The 17,566-nt window shown below is 42.4% G+C and carries 15 protein-coding genes; 12 read left to right on the top strand and 3 right to left on the bottom strand.

The features are described from left to right. Positions 1–366 precede the first annotated feature (366 nt). A complete protein-coding gene (gene mgtA, locus R3D71_09725; GenBank protein ID MEZ5691926.1) occupies positions 367–2,997 on the bottom strand; it encodes a magnesium-translocating P-type ATPase in 2,631 nt (876 codons plus the stop codon). Between the two features lie 218 nt (positions 2,998–3,215). Here mgtA and cobO point away from each other — a divergent pair, with 218 nt between their 5' ends. Together cobO and R3D71_09715 are read left to right on the top strand one after the other, a co-directional pair. Further along, positions 3,216–3,821: a cob(I)yrinic acid a,c-diamide adenosyltransferase gene (gene cobO, locus R3D71_09720; protein MEZ5691925.1), complete on the top strand. Its 606-nt coding sequence runs from the start codon at positions 3,216–3,218 to the stop codon at positions 3,819–3,821. Then, positions 3,822–5,201 carry a cobyric acid synthase gene (locus tag R3D71_09715; protein MEZ5691924.1) on the top strand — a complete coding sequence of 460 codons (1,380 nt, stop codon included), beginning with the start codon at positions 3,822–3,824 and terminating at the stop codon, positions 5,199–5,201. It begins immediately after the preceding gene. Here R3D71_09715 and cbiB read toward each other — a convergent pair. Beyond that, positions 5,167–6,117 carry an adenosylcobinamide-phosphate synthase CbiB gene (gene cbiB / locus R3D71_09710; protein MEZ5691923.1) on the bottom strand — a complete coding sequence of 317 codons (951 nt, stop codon included), beginning with the start codon at positions 6,115–6,117 and terminating at the stop codon, positions 5,167–5,169. The genes R3D71_09715 and cbiB overlap by 35 nt on opposite strands. A 2-nt stretch (positions 6,118–6,119) precedes the next feature. Between cbiB and R3D71_09705 the strand changes: the two genes are divergently transcribed. Both R3D71_09705 and R3D71_09700 read left to right on the top strand, forming a co-directional pair. Continuing rightward, a complete protein-coding gene (locus R3D71_09705; protein MEZ5691922.1) occupies positions 6,120–7,100 on the top strand; it encodes an aminotransferase class I/II-fold pyridoxal phosphate-dependent enzyme in 981 nt (326 codons plus the stop codon). After that, positions 7,100–7,711, top strand: a complete 612-nt coding sequence (locus R3D71_09700; GenBank protein MEZ5691921.1) for a histidine phosphatase family protein — start codon at positions 7,100–7,102, stop codon at positions 7,709–7,711. The genes R3D71_09705 and R3D71_09700 overlap by 1 nt, the downstream gene beginning before the upstream one ends. Positions 7,712–7,713: 2 nt before the next feature. Here R3D71_09700 and cobS read toward each other — a convergent pair whose 3' ends face one another. Further along, positions 7,714–8,448 (bottom strand): adenosylcobinamide-GDP ribazoletransferase, encoded by a 735-nt coding sequence (gene cobS / locus R3D71_09695; GenBank protein MEZ5691920.1) that lies wholly within the window; start codon positions 8,446–8,448, stop codon positions 7,714–7,716. A gap of 189 nt (positions 8,449–8,637) precedes the next feature. Between cobS and R3D71_09690 the strand changes: the two genes are divergently transcribed. The 8 genes from R3D71_09690 (at position 8,638) to R3D71_09655 (ending at position 17,554) form a co-directional block, all read left to right on the top strand. After that, on the top strand, positions 8,638–9,147 hold the full coding sequence (locus tag R3D71_09690) for an ORF6N domain-containing protein (GenBank protein ID MEZ5691919.1): 510 nt from the start codon (positions 8,638–8,640) through the stop codon (positions 9,145–9,147). Between the two features lie 3 nt (positions 9,148–9,150). Continuing rightward, positions 9,151–10,149 carry a nicotinate-nucleotide--dimethylbenzimidazole phosphoribosyltransferase gene (gene cobT, locus R3D71_09685; protein MEZ5691918.1) on the top strand — a complete coding sequence of 333 codons (999 nt, stop codon included), beginning with the start codon at positions 9,151–9,153 and terminating at the stop codon, positions 10,147–10,149. After that, positions 10,149–10,808: a 5,6-dimethylbenzimidazole synthase gene (bluB, locus tag R3D71_09680; protein MEZ5691917.1), complete on the top strand. Its 660-nt coding sequence runs from the start codon at positions 10,149–10,151 to the stop codon at positions 10,806–10,808. Before cobT ends, bluB begins: the two co-directional genes overlap by 1 nt. Beyond that, positions 10,808–11,161: a DUF1636 domain-containing protein gene (locus R3D71_09675; protein MEZ5691916.1), complete on the top strand. Its 354-nt coding sequence runs from the start codon at positions 10,808–10,810 to the stop codon at positions 11,159–11,161. Before bluB ends, R3D71_09675 begins: the two co-directional genes overlap by 1 nt. 21 nt (positions 11,162–11,182) lie before the next feature. Beyond that, a complete protein-coding gene (locus R3D71_09670) occupies positions 11,183–12,742 on the top strand; it encodes a helicase HerA-like domain-containing protein (protein MEZ5691915.1) in 1,560 nt (519 codons plus the stop codon). A gap of 42 nt (positions 12,743–12,784) precedes the next feature. Further along, positions 12,785–13,813, top strand: coding sequence for a cobalamin biosynthesis protein CobW (gene cobW / locus R3D71_09665; protein MEZ5691914.1), 1,029 nt, complete (start codon positions 12,785–12,787; stop codon positions 13,811–13,813). Positions 13,814–13,896: 83 nt separating this feature from the next. Then, positions 13,897–14,394 carry a DUF2379 family protein gene (locus R3D71_09660; GenBank protein ID MEZ5691913.1) on the top strand — a complete coding sequence of 166 codons (498 nt, stop codon included), beginning with the start codon at positions 13,897–13,899 and terminating at the stop codon, positions 14,392–14,394. 10 nt (positions 14,395–14,404) lie between these two features. Next, the gene (locus R3D71_09655; protein ID MEZ5691912.1) at positions 14,405–17,554 is read left to right on the top strand and encodes a cobaltochelatase subunit CobN; all 3,150 of its coding nucleotides are present in this window, start codon (positions 14,405–14,407) and stop codon (positions 17,552–17,554) included. Positions 17,555–17,566 lie beyond the last annotated feature (12 nt).

The raw sequence follows: 17,566 nt of genomic DNA, 5'->3' as shown, positions 1-17,566 counted from the left end.
GTTGGTTATGTTACTTTGACCGAACGGTGTGATGAACTGTTACTTCGTAACTCGCAGAATGATGTTAACCATTAAAAATATAGTAAATTGCCTTTATTTTTCTCTACAAAAATAAAGGCATATCGCTCTCTTCCGTCTTCGTCCTCATGGCGATTGCATTTGGGTATCAGGCACTGAACATGACACTGTCATGCCGTCTTTATGACGGCATCCGGTTGTGAAAAGCAGAGCTTTTCACTGGATTTATCTGTAACCTACCAGACCCCGCTAACCACGTGCGTGGTGACATTGTATCCAAAGGCGATTGCCATGCTAAAACACACTAATGCCTACGGCCCGTTGACTAAGCCCTAAGCCTTAACTCCATCAGAGCCATTGCCCAAATTTACGAATATACCAGCCTTTGATTAGGGTCACTGACAGGCAGTAGCCAAGTAATATTCCGCTCAAGTAAGCGAAGTAGGAAATTGGTAGAGCTACCATACCAGCCGCTTCTCCCATAGTTGTGTATGGTATGATAATTCCCGCTATCATGATAAGAGCGGTTGAGATTAACAGAGAGTTTGAGGCGCGACTGCCGATAAAAGGTATGTGCTCGGTTCTTATCATATGTACGATCAGAGTTTGGGTAAGCAGACCAGATACAAACCAGCCGGTGTGGAATAATGTTTGTTCCTCTATGGTGTTGGCCGAGAATATAAACCACATGATGGCAAAGGTTATATAGTCAAAGACTGAGCTGATAGGACCTATAAACAGCATGAATCTTTTTAATTCTATCGCTTCCCATTTACGGGGTTTTTTAAGGTAATCGATATCTACTTTGTCAAATGGAGTAGCAGTTTGAGACAAATCATAAAGAAGATTCTGGATAAGTATCTGTACGGGAAGCATTGGCAAGAATGGAAGTATTATACTTGCGCCAAGCACACTAAACACATTACCGAAATTGCTGGATAGCGCCATTTTTAAGTATTTTACGATATTACCGAATACTTTACGTCCTTCTATTACCCCTTCTTCCAATACTAGCAGGCTTTTTTCAAGCAGCACAATGTCGGCGGCTTCTTTAGCTATATCGGTAGCGGTATCAACGGATATGCCAACATCGGCACTACGCAAAGCTGGTACGTCATTAATCCCGTCACCAAGAAAACCAACCGTATGCCCCCTCTTTTTAAGAGCGGTTATAATGCGGGCTTTCTGCATTGGGGATAGTTTTGAGAAGATAGTATTTTTTTCTACCGCTTCATATAGTTCAGCGTCATTTAGGCTATCTATCTCTTTGCCTTTTATGGTTCCTTTAATCGTAAGTCCGACATCATTACAGATTTTTTTGGTAACAATTGTATTATCGCCGGTAAGCACCTTAATATCAACGCCGTACTCCTTAAGCGCGGTAATAGCGGTTCTTGCGGTTTCTTTTGGTGGGTCAAGAAAGGTAAGGAATCCTTTGATGGTAAGCCCTGACTCGTCGTTTTTGCTATATACGCTCTGTGCTTTATCGGTGTTTTTATAAGATACGATAAGTACCCTAAAACCATCCTCATTTAATTCATGAGCGGTTTTTTTGAATTTTTTGCGGGTTGCGTCATCAAGTGGAAAAATCTCACCGTTATAGTTATAATGAGTGGAAATAGACAGCAGCTCCTCTACCGCTCCCTTGCATACTAAGAGGTTAGTATTGTTACTATCCGAGACTATTACCGACATTCTGCGACGTTTGAAATCAAACGGTATTTCATCAATTTTGCTATATTGTTTTAACTCAGATATGCGCTTGCCGTCGGGATATTGTTTTACCGCCTCGTCAATTACCGCCCTGTCCAGTAGGTTGCGAAGTCCGGTCTGGTGATAGCTGTTAAGCCATGCGTAATCCAGAACATCATTATTTTCCTCGCCTTCTATATCTAAATGGTCATGAAGAATAATACGATCTTGAGTGAGTGTTCCGGTTTTATCAGTGCATAAAATATCCATAGCACCGAAATTTTGGATAGCGTTTAAGCGTTTTACGATTACCTTGCGCTTAGACATGGCTATAGCGCCTTTGGCAAGGTTTGAGGTTACGATCATTGGTAGCATCTCTGGGGTAAGCCCTACAGCTATTGAGATAGCGAACAATACTGACTGTGTCCAGTCGCCCTTTGAAAAACCGTTGATGAATAGGACGAGCGGAGCCATTACCATGATAAATTTTATCATCAACCAGCTTACGTTGCTAACACCTTTATCGAAACTGGTTTGCGGACGTTCTCCGGTGATCGTTCTTGCCAGTGAGCCGAAATAGGTGTTTTTCCCAATGGTCAGAACTATAGCTGAAGCGCTGCCGCTTATAACGTTAGTACCCATAAAGCCGATTGTTTGCAGGTCCATTTTATCGTGTGGAGAAGTAGTTGCCTTTGCGAATTTTTCAACTGGTAGTGACTCACCGGTAAGCATTGCCTGTGATACAAATAGATCCTTGGCGTTTATTATCCTGATGTCTGCCGGTATTATATCACCCGCTGACAGGTGTATAATGTCGCCGACTGTAAGTTCCTCAATATCTATATCAATTTTCCTGCTTTTACCATCTTCGTCAGCGCGGCTTACGGTAACATTAGTGCGCACCATTTTTTTTAGTTCATCAGCTTTTATGCCGGAACGATATTCTTGAAAGAATTTTATACCAACACTTACTGATACCATGATGGTCATAAGAACGACACTTTCCATATCACCAGTAAGCCAAGAGATCATGGCGAGCACACTAAGCACGCCATTAAACGGGTTAAGGAAGCAATGTAGCAATTGTATGTACCAAGCAAGAGAAGTATCACTAGCTACAATATTTTTGCCGTATTCATCTAGTCTGTCTTCGGCCTCTTCGGAATTAAGACCTTCAGGAGAAGTTTTTAATTTTGTGAATAAATCAGCTATATCAGAATTCTGAGCGGTTTTTAGCTGTTCCAATAGTGATTTTTCGGATAGGGCTGTGTTGTTTTTTTTAAGCATACAATGTGCCTTATGATTTTTTGGTAGTTTCCTTGTTTGTATGATACTCGTTTGTATTATTAATAATACAAACGAGTATCAAAACCACAAGATAATCGCGTGGTTTTGCGCCGCGTAGCGGGCGTAAATGAATAAATAATATGTAGAATTATTTATGCAAATAACTATAAATATCATTATAAGGTTATGTTAGATAGCAAAAGATAAAATAAAAAGTTATGAATGAAGAAGAAATAAACCGTGCTTATAAACAAAAAATGCAAAAGCGTAAAGAGTTGCAGGACGCGCAGGTGCGGGCAGCGGATAAAACCAAGAATCTGTTGATTATTTACACAGGTACAGGAAAGGGTAAGTCAACCGCTGGATTTGGTACGGTGGTACGTTCTCTTGGTCATGGTCATAAGGTGGGGGTGGTGCAATTCATCAAAGGAGCATGGAAAACTGGTGAGCAGGCGGCGCTTACTAAATTTGGTGATTTAATCCGTTATGAGGTGATGGGCGACGGCTTTACTTGGGATACGCAGGATAGGCAGCGTGATATGGCGACTGCCCGTAAGGCATGGGATATAGCTCTTGAGATGCTTAATGACGAATCATACCATTTAGTATTGCTGGATGAGCTTAATATAGTATTGCGTTATGATTATCTGCCGCTTGCCGAAGTGCTTGCCGCTCTTGAGAAGCGTAAAAACCATGTGATTGTAACTGGGCGTAACGCCAAGCGGGAATTAATGGATATAGCTGATTTAGTTACGGAAATGAAGCTGTTAAAGCATCCGTTTCATGAGCAAGGAATTAAAGCACAGCTTGGTATTGAGTTTTAGATGTCTACTTCTAGCGTAATGTTTCAGGGGACCGGCTCTGATGTGGGTAAATCGCTATTGGTCGCTGGTTTTTGTCGTTTGCTAGCTCGGCGTGGTCTTAAAGTTTTGCCGTTTAAGGCGCAGAATATGTCTAATAACGCCGCTGTCGCTGATGATGGTGGAGAAATTGGTCGGGCGCAGTGGTTACAGGCCTTAGCCGCTGGTGTCGCACCAAGTGTGAATATGAATCCTGTTTTGCTCAAGCCGCAATCGGATAAAACCTCACAAGTAATAGTACATGGTAAGGTTGTGGCAACTATGGGGGCAGCGGATTATCAAGACTACCGTATGTCGTTAATGCCGGCTATTTTAGAGAGTTATAATTTGCTTCAGAAGCAAGCCGATATAGTTTTGGTAGAAGGCGCGGGCAGTCCGGCGGAAATTAATTTAAGGAAAAATGATATTGCTAATATGGGCTTCGCTCTTGCGGCGAATTGCCCTGTTGTGATGATTGGTGATATTGAACGTGGCGGGGTTATCGCTAGTCTGGTTGGTACTCACTCGGTGTTATCTGACGCTGATAGGAAAATGATAAAAGGATTTATCGTAAATAAATTTAGAGGGGACGCTGGTTTATTTACTAGAGGAGCGATAGAGATAGAAAAACGGACAGCTTGGCAAAATTTAGGACTTGTGCCGTATTACGCTGATTTAGCGAAATTGCCGCAGGAGGATTCGCTTGGATTGCGCAATAGGCGACAGGCAGTTGGTGGTAGCGGGAAAATCAATATATCGGTTTTACGAACTCCTTACATAGCTAATTTTGATGATATTGATCCGCTGATGGGTGAGGAAAACGCGCAGGTGAGGTGGGTAAGGGCGGGAGAGGTGATTCCCGCCGACTCTGATATTGTCATACTCGCTGGCAGTAAAGCAACCATCGCTGATCTGAAATTTATCAGGAAGCAGGGATGGGATATTGACCTTACCGCACACAGGCGAAGAGGAGGGAGAATAATTGGTATTTGTGGTGGTTACCAGATGCTTGGTAAGACTATTTCCGATCCGGATGGTATTGAGGGAGAGCCTGAAACTGCGTATGGGTTAGGGATGCTGGAAATAGACACTATTCTTACCGCTGAGAAAGTAGTGCGGAATGTTTCTGATACTGGTTATGAGATACACGCAGGCAAGACAAAAGGAGCAGATATTTCAGCAGATGGTTTAGTATGGGGCAGTTATGTACATGGAATTTTCGCAAGTGATGAGTTTCGTAACTCTTTATTAAAAATTAATTCTTCATATAATTATAAGCAGCATACGCGAAAAATTTTGGATGATTGGGCGGATGTGTTAGCGGAAAATGTTAATATTGAAGAATTGCTGAAATTAGCAAGATAGTAAATAATATGACACAAATGGTTACATATATTTTAAGAGCTTTTTGTAAGTCAGTTATAAAGATTTCCTTACGTAATTCTTCGCCGATTAATGGGGCTGAGTATTCCTTGCCATCGTAGCTACGTTTACCACCAAGTTGCACTGCAAGTGCATATGCCATTGCCGCTTCAGGATAGCCAGAATTAGGAGAGGCGTGTTTTTTCGCTTCTTTTGCTATAAGATTAGACTTCGCGATAAGCATGGGGTGACAGATTGTAATCAATATAGCGCTTAGGCGGGCAGGAATAAAATTTAGTAAATCATCTAACCTTGCCGCCGCCCAGCCGAAATATCGGTAACGCTCGGTTTTATGACCGATCATACTATCAGCGGTGTTAATCGCTTTGTAAGCGGCGATTCCCGAAAGCCCGAATAGGCAAGCCCAAAATAGTGGAGCGACCACTCCATCGTTAAAGCTTTCGGCGAGGGTTTCAATAGAGGCTTTGTTTGTCTCTGAACTGTCCAGATTTTCTGTATCCCGTCCGACGATTTTCGCTAGTTCTGTGCGAGAATTTTCTAAATCATTCTGGCTTAGTGATTTATAAACAGCGTTTACATGGTCGTAAAGGTTACGAGTCGCAAGCAGGCTAGCTATGGCGATAATTTCTCCGATTGCTCCGGTATAAATACTTATTAACAGGCTAGTGCTGATTGTTAGCGTGAGTAATATAAGCATGGTTGTAATGCCTAAGCCCCTTATTCTAACTATCTCCCGAAGAGAGAGCGGATTCAAGGAATTATTGAAATTTCTATCTAAAGCGCCTATTACTGCTCCCATCCACACCACAGGGTGTTTTATATATTTATAAATCGGCTTAGGATAGCTAAGCAGAGCTTCTAAAGCAAAGGCGATGGTTATAACGGTTAAATGGTGCATTAATGATTGATAATACAGATAATGGGTTTACGCAACATGGTGGCAATATGTCATATATTAAGCGTAATTTTCCAAACGCTCCACAGCCATTTATTGACCTTTCTACTGGTGTTAACCCTTATTCCTATCCGTTCAGGCAGGCGGGGGAGAATCATCGGCTTGCTGATATGGAGGAAATGGTAGTGGCAATTCGTACTGCCGCTGATTATTACGGAGTGTTGCCAGAAAATTTGACCATTGGCTCGGGAATGCAGCCGTTACTTTTCGCGCTTGCTGGCTTGCGCCTGCAAAAATTTGGTGTGTCAAGGGTAGCTATTTTATCACCTACTTACAGCGAATATAAGATTATATGGCAGATGGCAGGACATAAGGTGGTAGAGGTTAATAATATAGAGGAACTTGCTGACGCTGATGTGGCTATAATCTGCAGTCCTAACAACCCTGATGGAAAAATATATTCGTCCGAGAAATTGGAAAAATTGAGGAATAGCTGGTTGATTGTGGATGAGGCATTTGCTGATGTGATTAATCACCATAATTTTTCTCCACAGGGAGAGGGGATTATTAGGATGCGTAGTATTGGTAAGTTTTTTGGTTTAGCTGGGATTAGGGTAAGTTGCGCTATAGCGAGCGCGGAAATAACTAATTGGTTGCGGCCAGTGATGGGTTCATGGCCGATTACGACAGATGCTTGTCTTATGTTGCCTGCCATGCTTAAAGATAACGCTTGGATAGAGAAAAATAGAATAAGATTAGAGCAAGAATCTGAGGATTTCAGAGATATTCTCGCTGAATATTTTGAGATAGTCGGTTATACTTCGTTGTTTACTTTGGCTAGGGTAGATAATTCTGATTCTTGGCACACTAAACTGGCAAAAAATGGTGTTTTGGTACGTAAATTTTCTTATAATAGAAATTGGTTACGTTTTGGCTTACCTGATAAAAAACATATTAAGCGGATAAAATTGGCGTTGGATAAGTAATGGCAGAGAGCATAAATAATATTTTACGGTTTTACTGGGTACGGCATTTGCCGATTAATAAAGAGGGAATTTATATTGGAAAAAGCGATGTTCCCGCTGAGATTCCACCATTTCCGGCAAATAGCGCGATGTTGATACCGCAAGGAGCAGTGTGGTATTCTTCGCCACTGCTGCGCAGTGTGCAAACCGCTAACTGGTTGATGGAGACATATAGTGGTAAGGAAGAAAAACTAAATATCGCCGCTGAGTTATCAGAGCAGGATTTTGGTAAGTGGGAAGGAAAGAGTTACGAGGAAGTTTGGAAAAATGAGGAAAAGCTGCATGATTGGCTGAATATGGCTTCGGTAAAACCGCAAGGAGGAGAGAGTTTTTCAGAGCTTTGCGATCGTTTTGATGGGTGGTTGGAAAAACAGGTTAAATTGTACTCAAATACTGATGATATGGTGATAATTGCTGTAGTCGCCCACGCTGGAACCATCAGGGCGGCGATACGTAACGCTCTTGAGATAAGCGCGGAGAAAGCATTGTCTTTTAATATTGATTATGGTAGTCTGACCCAGATTGATTATCTAGCGGGCTCTGGAGTCAGAGTGAATTGTGTTAATAGATGATATTAGTATGTTAGAAACATAAACAACAAGACTTCACCAACCTGCTGGCTCGCGCCGAGTGTGTCACCGGTTATACCTCCAAAATGCTTATTAAATACATACCTTAAAATTATATAGGTAATGAAAAGAGCGGTCACGCAGCTAAAAGCGGTGGTGGGAGAGGTGGCAAGCAGCAGGGTGGAGCTTGCTATTGAGATTGTCACTAATGTGTTAATTTCCGTTGGTTTTCCGCAGGTGGCGGCAAGCCCATCATTTCTGGCGTAAGGCATAGTTCGCATTATCAGCACCATGAACGCTCTGCTTACGGCGGCGGCGATGATGAATATATACAGGCTTTGCGCGTTTAGAGTAAGCTCAGAAATTAACAGAGATTTTAAGGCGATTATCGTAATAAGCGCTAAAACACCATAGCTGCCGATGTGGCTATCACGCATTATGGCGAGTTTTTGTTCTCTACTACGTCCTGATGCTAATCCGTCCGCCGTATCTGCCAGACCATCCTCATGCAACCCACCGGTAAGTAATAGATAGAAAATTATGCTAAGCCACGCTGCTATATAGTTCGTAATGCCGATATATAAGGCTGAGATATAAAAAACTCCTATTATAAGCCCGATAAAAGCTCCCATAATTGGAAAAAAAACCGCGCAATCCGCTAGTGTTAATTTGCCAAAACCCTGTTTTCCGGCTGGAATTCTGGTAAAAAAGCTTAACGTAAGTAAAAATTTCTGTATCATGACGTGAAATATAGACTAATAATGTGTTTTATAAATAAAAATATTAAATATTTTTATTTGATTTTACGCTTGCTTTGCAGTGGAAAACCTTATCTTTCGGATAAGGCTTTCATACTAGTTTTGTATAAAAATTATCCAAAACGAGTATAATATGTTTTATAAATTAATTTTTTGGTTAATCAATTTTTTATGAAAAAAGATACTATAATTCCAATAGAGCGCATCGTTGATAGGATTTATCTTATACGTGGCAATAAGGTGATGTTGGATCGTGATTTGGCTGATCTTTATAAAGTAAAAGCTATTGTTCTAAGACAACAAGTTAAGCGTAATATAGATAGGTTTCCATCAGATTTTATGTTTCAACTCACTGAAAAAGAAGTAGAAAATTTGCTATCACAAAATGTGATAGCTACGAAAAAATCGTTGGGTGGACATTTTCCCTATGCCTTCACTCAGGAGGGGGTTGCGATGCTTTCAAGCGTATTGCGTAGTCCTCATGCAGTGCAGGTTAATATTTCTATCATGCGAACCTTTGTCCGCCTGCGGGAGATGTTGGCGACTCATGAGGATATAGTAAAAATATTGTCTGAGCATGATAAGCAGATAGCTAATTTATACGCTCATGTGGAAAAATTACTCTCACCAAAGCGTGGTAAGAGCAAAGATATTGGCTATATATGGGGTAAGGAAAAATAGGATATGTCATTTATTTTAGATAAGGCTTTTTTAACTGAGCCAGATTATGTGCTGCAAAAGCAGGCACAGCAGCGTCTTAATAGCCTTACCAAACCGCAAGGGTCACTTGGTAGGCTTGAGGATATAGCGGTGTGGATGTGTGGTTGGCAAGGTACTTTAAGCCCAAAAACCGATAAGGCTTATACGTTGATATTTGCTGGTAATCATGGGGTGGTGGCGCGAGGTGTCTCAGCGTATCCGGCGGAAGTTACGGTGCAGATGGTGGCGAATTTTGAAAATGGTGGCGCGGCGATAAACCAGCTTTGTCGGGAGATACCGTCAAATTTACGAATTATTCCTTTGTCATTAAATACACCAACCGCTGATTTTACCGAAGATCCGGCGATGAGTGAGCGGGAATTCGCGGAGGCTTTTAATTTAGGGATGGAATCGGTGCCAAGTGACGCTGATATTTTAGTGCTTGGTGAGATGGGAATCGGCAATACCACAGTAGCCGCCGCTTTAGCGCAGGCGGTTTGTGGTGGTGAAGCGGCGGACTGGGTTGGAGTTGGTACTGGAATTGATGAGGTCGGGCTTGCTCGTAAGCGAGAGGTGGTAACGTCCGCTGTCGCTATTCATCAGCGTTATTTGGTGGATGCTGTGTCAGTGATGCGTTATCTTGGTGGTCGTGAGCAGGCGGCGATCGCCGGAGCGGTATGGCAGGCGAGGAAGCTTAAAATTCCAGTTATTTTGGATGGGTATGTGGTATGCGCGGCGGTAGCGGCTTTTATGCTGGTATCCAAAGATAGTCTTAGTCATTGTGTGTCTGGTCATCTTTCCGCTGAGGGTGGACATAAGAAACTGCTGGATTTTATGGGAATGCAGCCACTGCTGAATCTTGGTATGCGGCTGGGTGAGGGTAGTGGCGCTCAGTTGTCGCTTGCGGTGGTACGAGCGGCACTTGCTACATTTACTGGCATGGCGACATTTGAGGAAGCGATGGTAACTGGGAAGAATAGCTGATGTCCGGCGAGTATGCGTTTTCTGATGCTGAACGGCAGGCGGTTTACCGTGCTATAGAGCAGCGGCGGGATGTAAGGAAATTTCGTAGCGATCCTATAGAAGAGGATGTACTTGAGCGGATTTTACGGGCAGCGGCTTGCGCGCCTTCAGTTGGCTATATGCAGCCATATAATTTTATTTTGGTTCATGAGCAGAATATACGGCAGAAAATATATGATGCTTTTAGTATCGCTAACGCTGAGGCAAAGGAAATGTTCGCAGGTAGCCGTCGTGATGATTACGCCGCTCTTAAGCTGGAGGGAATCAGGGAATCGGCGTTAAATATTTGTGTCACTTGTGATCGTGAGCGTTTTGGTAAAGTAATACTTGGACGTACTCACCAGCCGGATATGGATTTATATAGTAGCGTTTGCGCGGTGCAGAATTTATGGCTCGCGGCGCGTGCTGAAGGAGTTGGGGTTGGCTGGGTAAGTATTATAAAATATGAGGATTTACGGGAAATTTTGTGTTTGCCGGAAAATGTGATGCCAGTTGCCTATTTATGTGTTGGTTACACAGATGGTTTTGCCAATGAGCCTGAGCTTAAAACCTATGGCTGGTTGCCGGAAATAGCTTTTGAGGAGATGATATTTTATAATAAATGGAATGGTAAAAAATAATGAATAAGGAAGCGGTAAAGTTACAGGTTTGTATCACTTGTCTTGGAGAGGACAAAGAAAGAGTAGGTGAGGTGTTTTATGAGGAAGTTAAAAACAGGTTAGATGGAAAAAATATAGAGCTTGAGTCGGTGGAGTGTTTTGCGGTGTGTAAACGTCCGGCTACCGTTGCTGTGTCGCAGCCGGAAAAATGGTTGTACATGATAGGTGATTTGAAAATAGGTGATATTGATGATTTATTCGCTTATATAGATTCTTACCGAAATTCAGAAAGCGGCACGCCGCCTTTGAGTGAGAGGCCGGCTGTTATACGCAAAGGAGTTATTGCTAGATTACCAAATAATAAAAATAGTTAATGGTTGTTAGGAGATATTAAAATGTTAATAGAAAATTCTGGAATTTATTTAGGGCAGGCAAATGACGAGCAGCAGAGGCTTTTACTTAAATACGCTAATCGGCATGGGTTGATAGCGGGAGCAACTGGAACTGGTAAGACCGTTACTTTACAAGGGTTGGTTGAAGGGTTCTCACAGGCGGGAGTTCCGGTATTTATCGCTGATGTTAAGGGAGATTTATCGGGACTTGCTATGTCCGGTGTTGATAAGCCACCACTACTTAAAAGAGCGGAGCAAATAGGATTCTCTCTTAATTATCAGGCATGTCCGGTAATATTTTGGGATTTATTTGGTAAAAATGGACATCCAGTGCGTACAACAATTTCCGAGATGGGACCAATGATGCTCGCTCGCCTACTTGAGCTCAATGATACGCAAGAAGGAGTGCTTAATATAGCGTTTACGGTGGCTGACAATGAAGGATTGCTATTGTTGGATATGGACGATTTGCGGGCTATGCTTAATCATGTAAATGAAAATCGTGAGGAGTATAGCACGCGATATGGCAATATTTCAGCGGCTTCAGTTGGCGCTATTATGCGCGGATTATTATCGCTGGAAGCGCAGGGCGGTAAGCAGTTTTTTGGTGAGCCTGCTCTTAAAATTTCTGATTTAATGAAAGTAGCACCTAACGGTCAGGGAGCGGTAAACATATTATCAGCGGAATCTTTGATGCGGACACCGAAAATTTACTCAACTTTGTTGTTATGGTTGTTGTCGGAGTTATTTGAGGATATGCCAGAAGTTGGCGACATGGAAAAGCCGAAGCTGGTATTTTTCTTTGATGAGGCACATTTGTTATTTGATGACGCTCCTAAAATATTGCTTGAGAAGATTGAGCAACTTGTAAGGTTAATTCGTTCCAAAGGGGTTGGTATATATTTTGTAACCCAAAATCCAGCCGATATTCCAGATGATGTTTTAGGGCAACTTGGTAATCGTGTGCAGCACGCGTTGCGGGCGTTTACTCCGAAAGATCAGAAGGGTGTAAAAGCGGCGGCGCAGACTTTCCGTCCCAATCCAGCATTTAAGACAGAGGACGCTATTACAACACTTGGTGTTGGTGAGGCGTTGGTTTCGGTGCTAGATAATAAAGGTTCTCCTACTATTGTGCAAAGGACTTTGATAAGACCGCCTTTATCATTTATTGGAGCTATTGAGTCGCAGAAAAGACAAGATATAATAGTGAAGAGTCCGCTAAAAGGAGTTTATGACACGGCGATAAACCGTGAGTCAGCCTATGAGATATTAAACTCACGAGTTAGCCAGAACGCCGCTTCTGACGCTGGTGGTATATGGGGTACGGTATCAGCGGCGGCGAGCGCTGTTGGTATTGGCGGCGCGGGTAATTCCAGTGATGTGAATAATTCCGGTAGTAGGTCGTCTGCCTCTCGTGATTATAGACCACCTGTTCAAAAGAGGAGGGGGAGACAGCCTGATAGTATGATTACGGTAATGACTAAGAGTGTGATACGGACTGTTGGCTCACAACTCGGACGGCAGATAGTAAGAGGGCTTATGGGAGCTATATCAAGGAAATAACGATGAGTTCAAACAATTTAGGGTATAAATATAGGATATAAAATGAGAAAAATAACAAAAATACCTACTACTATCGTCACTGGTTTTCTCGGTGCTGGTAAAACATCACTGATTAAGCATGTTATAGAAAGCGCCGCTGATAGAAAGATAGCCCTTCTTATCAATGAGTTTGGCGATGAGGGGGTGGATGGTGATATTCTAAAATCATGTAAAGCTGATAATTGTCCTGAGTCATCTATTATTGAACTGCCAAACGGTTGTATATGTTGCACGGTCGCTGATGATTTTTTGCCTGCTATGGAAAAAATCCTGTCTATGAAAGATGGTTTTGACCATATAATAATAGAGACTTCAGGGCTTGCCCTACCTAAACCGCTGGTCAAAGCTTTTGATTGGCCGGAGATACGCTCAAAATTAACTGTTGATGGGGTGGTGGCGGTTGTTGATACTCCTGCGGTTTTCGCTGGTGATTTCGCTGATAATATAGAGGCGATAAATCAGCAGAGAGAGGATATAGGATTGGTAGATCATGATAATCCGCTAGCGGAAGTTTATGAGGATCAATTACTATGTGCTGATATGGTGATCTTAAATAAGATAGATCAGATTGATACAAAAAATGTGGAAGTGGTAAGAAATAATGTCAGAAAAGAGGCGCGCGCTGGAGTGCCGATAATTGAGGTGGCGCATGGTAAAGTATCACCTGACATATTGCTTGGAATAAAAGCGGAAGCTGAGGCTGATATAGATAATAGAATATCACACCATGATAGTGAAGCTGAGCATGACCACGATGATTTTGAGAGCTTTGTTATAAATGTGCCAGAATTTTCTAGCATCGAGGCTTTATATAATAAAATTAATATAATAGCTGAATTGTATGGGGCTTTGCGAGTTAAAGGCTTTGTGAGTATTAAGGAACGTCCGTTGCGTTATCTAGTGCAGGCGGTGGGGAGTAGGGTTTCTGGGCAATTTGATATAAAAACCCAGTCAAAAATCTCTGGTAGATTGGTGGTAATTGGTCGCAAAGGTCTTGATAGTGAGGGGATTAAAGGAGTTTTTGGCAGCTGAGAAATAATGGGTTGCTAATTACTTTTCTATATGTATTGATGTATTAAGCTAATTTAATATATTTTTTATGCTGGAGGCTGGTTGTGGAAGTAAATAAAAGTTTTGAACAGGCTTTAGGTAGCTATAATAGGGATTGTTTACAATTCATAGACAATCTATATCAACATTTTAAGATTAAAACTGTCAGGGCAACTAGTGATACAATAACAGTCGGAGGGGATATAGAATTTGTTGATCCCGAGATTGGGAAGGAAGTTAGTTCATTCTTAAAAGAATCCGCTCAAAATGTTACGGGGATAAATGAATATATAGCAAAGGCTTTAGCAAATGGTGGATCTAGAGCTGGTATAGATGCATATGGTAAAGCTATTGAATTATTTAGTGACGCTAGTAAAATATTGGAAGAGGCATTGAGTCAGATGAGAGAAATTAAAGCAAAAGATTCAGATGACGTTGAAACTGCTAAGAAGCGTATGAAGAGGGCATTTTCTGATACTCTTGATGTTTTTTCCGGTGTACAAAATTTAAGGGATAAATATATAATGGATACTTCATCTACCAAAGTTCAGAAAACTTTATAAAGAAAATACATTGCATCTTTCTGTAAAACAGTCACAGACGATAGAGGACGTTGATATACCGCTTAACCCTGAGCAGACTCCGGCGGATATAGTTTTTCTGTCATTTACTGATTCGGATCTTTCCTGTATGGCGGCGGCATCCAGCGATGCCGCTAATATTCGTATTTCCAGACTTTCAAGGTTAAAACACCCTCTTTCGGTAGATCTTTATATTGAGCAGGTGGCGGCATACGCCAAAGTGATAATAATCCGCCTGCTTGGAGGGTATGACTGGTGGAAGTACGGGGTTGATGAGTTGGCGAGGCTTGCTTCCCGAAAAAACATAAAACTAATAATGATTTCTGGTAATAGTTATGATCATCGCTTATTTAAGTTTTCTAACGTTGAGCGTGGTCAGTTAGAGAATATAGAGCAGTCTCTAGCGCAGGGTGGTGTTGAGAATTTTCGTCAGGTTTTTGCTTACGCTTGTGGGTTGATTACTGGTGCAAAAATAAATGTTACACCTAAAATTATGCCGTATGCCGCTTTATATAGGGAGGTAGTGGCCGATGAACATTATGGAAATATTGCTATTATTTTTTATAGAGCGCATTATTTGGCGGGGGATGTCGCTGTTATTGATTCTATTATAGAATCATTCCGTAGTCGGAATATATCTGTTAAGGCGTTTATGATAAGCAGCCTTAAAGATGATAGTTCATTATCTTTCTTACGGGCAGAGCTAGATAAAAATCCACCAGATATATTAATTGATGCGACGTTTTTTTCCGCCGGAAATGGAGAGCATCCGCTTGCCTATCTTGATATTCCGGTTTTACAGATAGCAACCGCTAATATGTCTTACGCTGATTGGCAGGAGTCAAAACGTGGGCTTTCTACCAGTGATATGGCGATGCAAGTAGTTCTTCCCGAAGCGGATGGACGGATATTTACTCGCGCGGTTTCTTTTACGGAAAATGGAAATAACAATGAGAAATTGGAATTTATTCCACAGCTAAACAAGCCGGATTTTGGACGGGTTGAGTATGTGACAGAATTAGCGGTGGCGTGGATGAATCTGCGTAAGAAAAATAACTTTAATAAAAAATTGGCGGTTATTTTGTCAGACTACCCGCAGCGTGATGGGCGGCAAGGTTTCGCGGTTGGACTTGACGCTTTTGCCAGCGTGGATAATATTTTGGGGATGCTCGCTGATGATGGTTACGCTGTGGGTAATGGATATAGATTGATGGTTGGCGAGGAAAAGATTAAGTATAATATCGCGGATTATAAAAAACGTTTTTTATCTTTGTCGCCGGAGAATCAGCAGGCGGTTAAGTATGTTTGGGGTGATATTCCAACGGATGATTTTTCTTTTTCAGTAAAATTATGTGGTAATGTGGTGGTCGCTACCCAGCCGGATAGAGGTTCACTTGCTGATAAAAAAACCGGCTATCATGATGGCGCTACTCCACCATGCCATAATTATCTCGCTTTTTATTTTTGGCTACGTGATGAGTTTAAGATGGACGCTTTAGTGCATGTCGGAACGCATGGTAATCTTGAGTGGTTGCCGGCGAAGACTGTAGCAATATCAGAGGATTGCTGGCCGGAGGTCGCTCTTGGTGCGACACCGGTAATTTATCCTTATATAGTATCAGACGCTGGTGAGGCGGCACAGGCAAAAAGGCGGATTTCAGCTGTGATAATCAGCCATATGACCCCACCGCTTAATCAGGTGGAGCTTACAGAAGAGCTTGCTGAGTTAGAAAATCTCACCGATGAGTATGGAGCTGCGGATGGGCTTGATGGTCGGCGGATGAAACTATTACGTGATGAGATTATTTTTAGGGCGAAGAAGAGTGGATTATCTTTTGCCGGTAGTGATGATGCTGCGGTGATGAGCGCGCTTGAAGCACATTTATGTGATATAAAAGAGCAGCGGGTTGGCGATGGTTTGCATGTATTTGCCGCTGGTGATAATGATAGTTGCGCTAAAAATGAGAGAAGAAACTTTCTTGCCGCGCTTTCTGGTAGGTTTGTGCCTCCGAGTGCCGGTGGAGCGCCATCACGTGGTAGGGTGGATGTGTTGCCGACAGGACGCAATCTTATCGGAGTTGACCCTCGCACTATCCCGACTAAAACCTCAAATGTAATAGGTAAGCGCGCGGCGGAGGATTTTATCCGGCGTTATATACAGGATAATGGAGATTTCCCAAAAAATATTATGATGGATTTATGGGGATCGGCGACTCTGCGTACTGGTGGGGATGAGATAGCGCAGGCCTTGCATCTTATGGGAGTAAATATTATTTGGGATGAGACAACGCAGCGTGTTTCCGGTTTTGAGATTATAGCGGATGAGGATATGCAGTGGCGTAGGGTGGATGTGACACTGCGTATATCTGGTTTGTTTCGTGATATGTTTCCTAATCTTATATTATTATTTGATGACGCGGTGGCGGCGATAGCGAAATTGCAGGGAATAGAAAAAGAATGGCGAATATTTGGTAACGCACAAGGAGCGTATGGAGCGGGAACCACGAAGCTTGTTGATAGTGGAATGTGGAAAGAGCGTTCTGATTTAGGAAAGGCGTATCTTGATGCTTCACAATTTGCTTATGGCAGGGGGGCGGATGGAGAAGTTGCCGCTTTAGATTTACAGAAGCGGGTTTTGGCAAGTGACGCGCTCATTCATGTGCAGGATTTACGGGAAGTTGATGTATTAAGTGGCGCGGATTTCGCTGATAGTGAGGGAGGTTTCGCCGCTGCCGCTAATATGCTTGGCGCGAGTCCGGTGCTTTATCATGTAGATACGACTAATCCAGAGAAGATAAAAACCCGTACTTTAGCTGAGGAAATATCACTTACCATGCACGCAAGAGCGATAAATCCACAATGGATTAGTGGGCAGATGCGACATGGTTACGTTGGAGCGGCGGCAATCGCCGATGTGGTGGATAATTTATTCGCGCTGGCGGCAAGTAGTGGTAGCGTAAATTCAGAGCAGTTTGATTTAGTCGCTGACGCTTACCTGCATGATGAGCAAGTAAGAGAGTTTTTGTGTGACAAAAATCCGGAGGCTTTTCAGGCGATTATCGCACGGCTCAATGAGGCGATAGAACGTGGCCTCTGGGTGCCACTCAGGAATTCTACAGTAGAATTGTTCGCTGAAATGTAAATTAAATAAGTG

The organism is Rickettsiales bacterium (assembly GCA_041396965.1).
Lineage (GTDB): Bacteria > Pseudomonadota > Alphaproteobacteria > Rickettsiales > SXRF01 > SXRF01.
This window is presented reverse-complemented; position numbering and strand designations above follow the sequence as displayed.

What these genes read in the sequence shown, in the direction of transcription:
- mgtA (MEZ5691926.1), bottom strand. Translation starts at nt 2,997, where the DNA reads ATGCTTAAAAAAAACAACACAGCCCTATCCGAAAAATCACTATTGGAA.
- cobO (MEZ5691925.1), top strand. Translation starts at nt 3,216, where the DNA reads ATGAATGAAGAAGAAATAAACCGTGCTTATAAACAAAAAATGCAAAAG.
- R3D71_09715 (MEZ5691924.1), top strand. Translation starts at nt 3,822, where the DNA reads ATGTCTACTTCTAGCGTAATGTTTCAGGGGACCGGCTCTGATGTGGGT.
- cbiB (MEZ5691923.1), bottom strand. Translation starts at nt 6,117, where the DNA reads ATGCACCATTTAACCGTTATAACCATCGCCTTTGCTTTAGAAGCTCTG.
- R3D71_09705 (MEZ5691922.1), top strand. Translation starts at nt 6,120, where the DNA reads ATGATTGATAATACAGATAATGGGTTTACGCAACATGGTGGCAATATG.
- R3D71_09700 (MEZ5691921.1), top strand. Translation starts at nt 7,100, where the DNA reads ATGGCAGAGAGCATAAATAATATTTTACGGTTTTACTGGGTACGGCAT.
- cobS (MEZ5691920.1), bottom strand. Translation starts at nt 8,448, where the DNA reads ATGATACAGAAATTTTTACTTACGTTAAGCTTTTTTACCAGAATTCCA.
- R3D71_09690 (MEZ5691919.1), top strand. Translation starts at nt 8,638, where the DNA reads ATGAAAAAAGATACTATAATTCCAATAGAGCGCATCGTTGATAGGATT.
- cobT (MEZ5691918.1), top strand. Translation starts at nt 9,151, where the DNA reads ATGTCATTTATTTTAGATAAGGCTTTTTTAACTGAGCCAGATTATGTG.
- bluB (MEZ5691917.1), top strand. Translation starts at nt 10,149, where the DNA reads ATGTCCGGCGAGTATGCGTTTTCTGATGCTGAACGGCAGGCGGTTTAC.
- R3D71_09675 (MEZ5691916.1), top strand. Translation starts at nt 10,808, where the DNA reads ATGAATAAGGAAGCGGTAAAGTTACAGGTTTGTATCACTTGTCTTGGA.
- R3D71_09670 (MEZ5691915.1), top strand. Translation starts at nt 11,183, where the DNA reads ATGTTAATAGAAAATTCTGGAATTTATTTAGGGCAGGCAAATGACGAG.
- cobW (MEZ5691914.1), top strand. Translation starts at nt 12,785, where the DNA reads ATGAGAAAAATAACAAAAATACCTACTACTATCGTCACTGGTTTTCTC.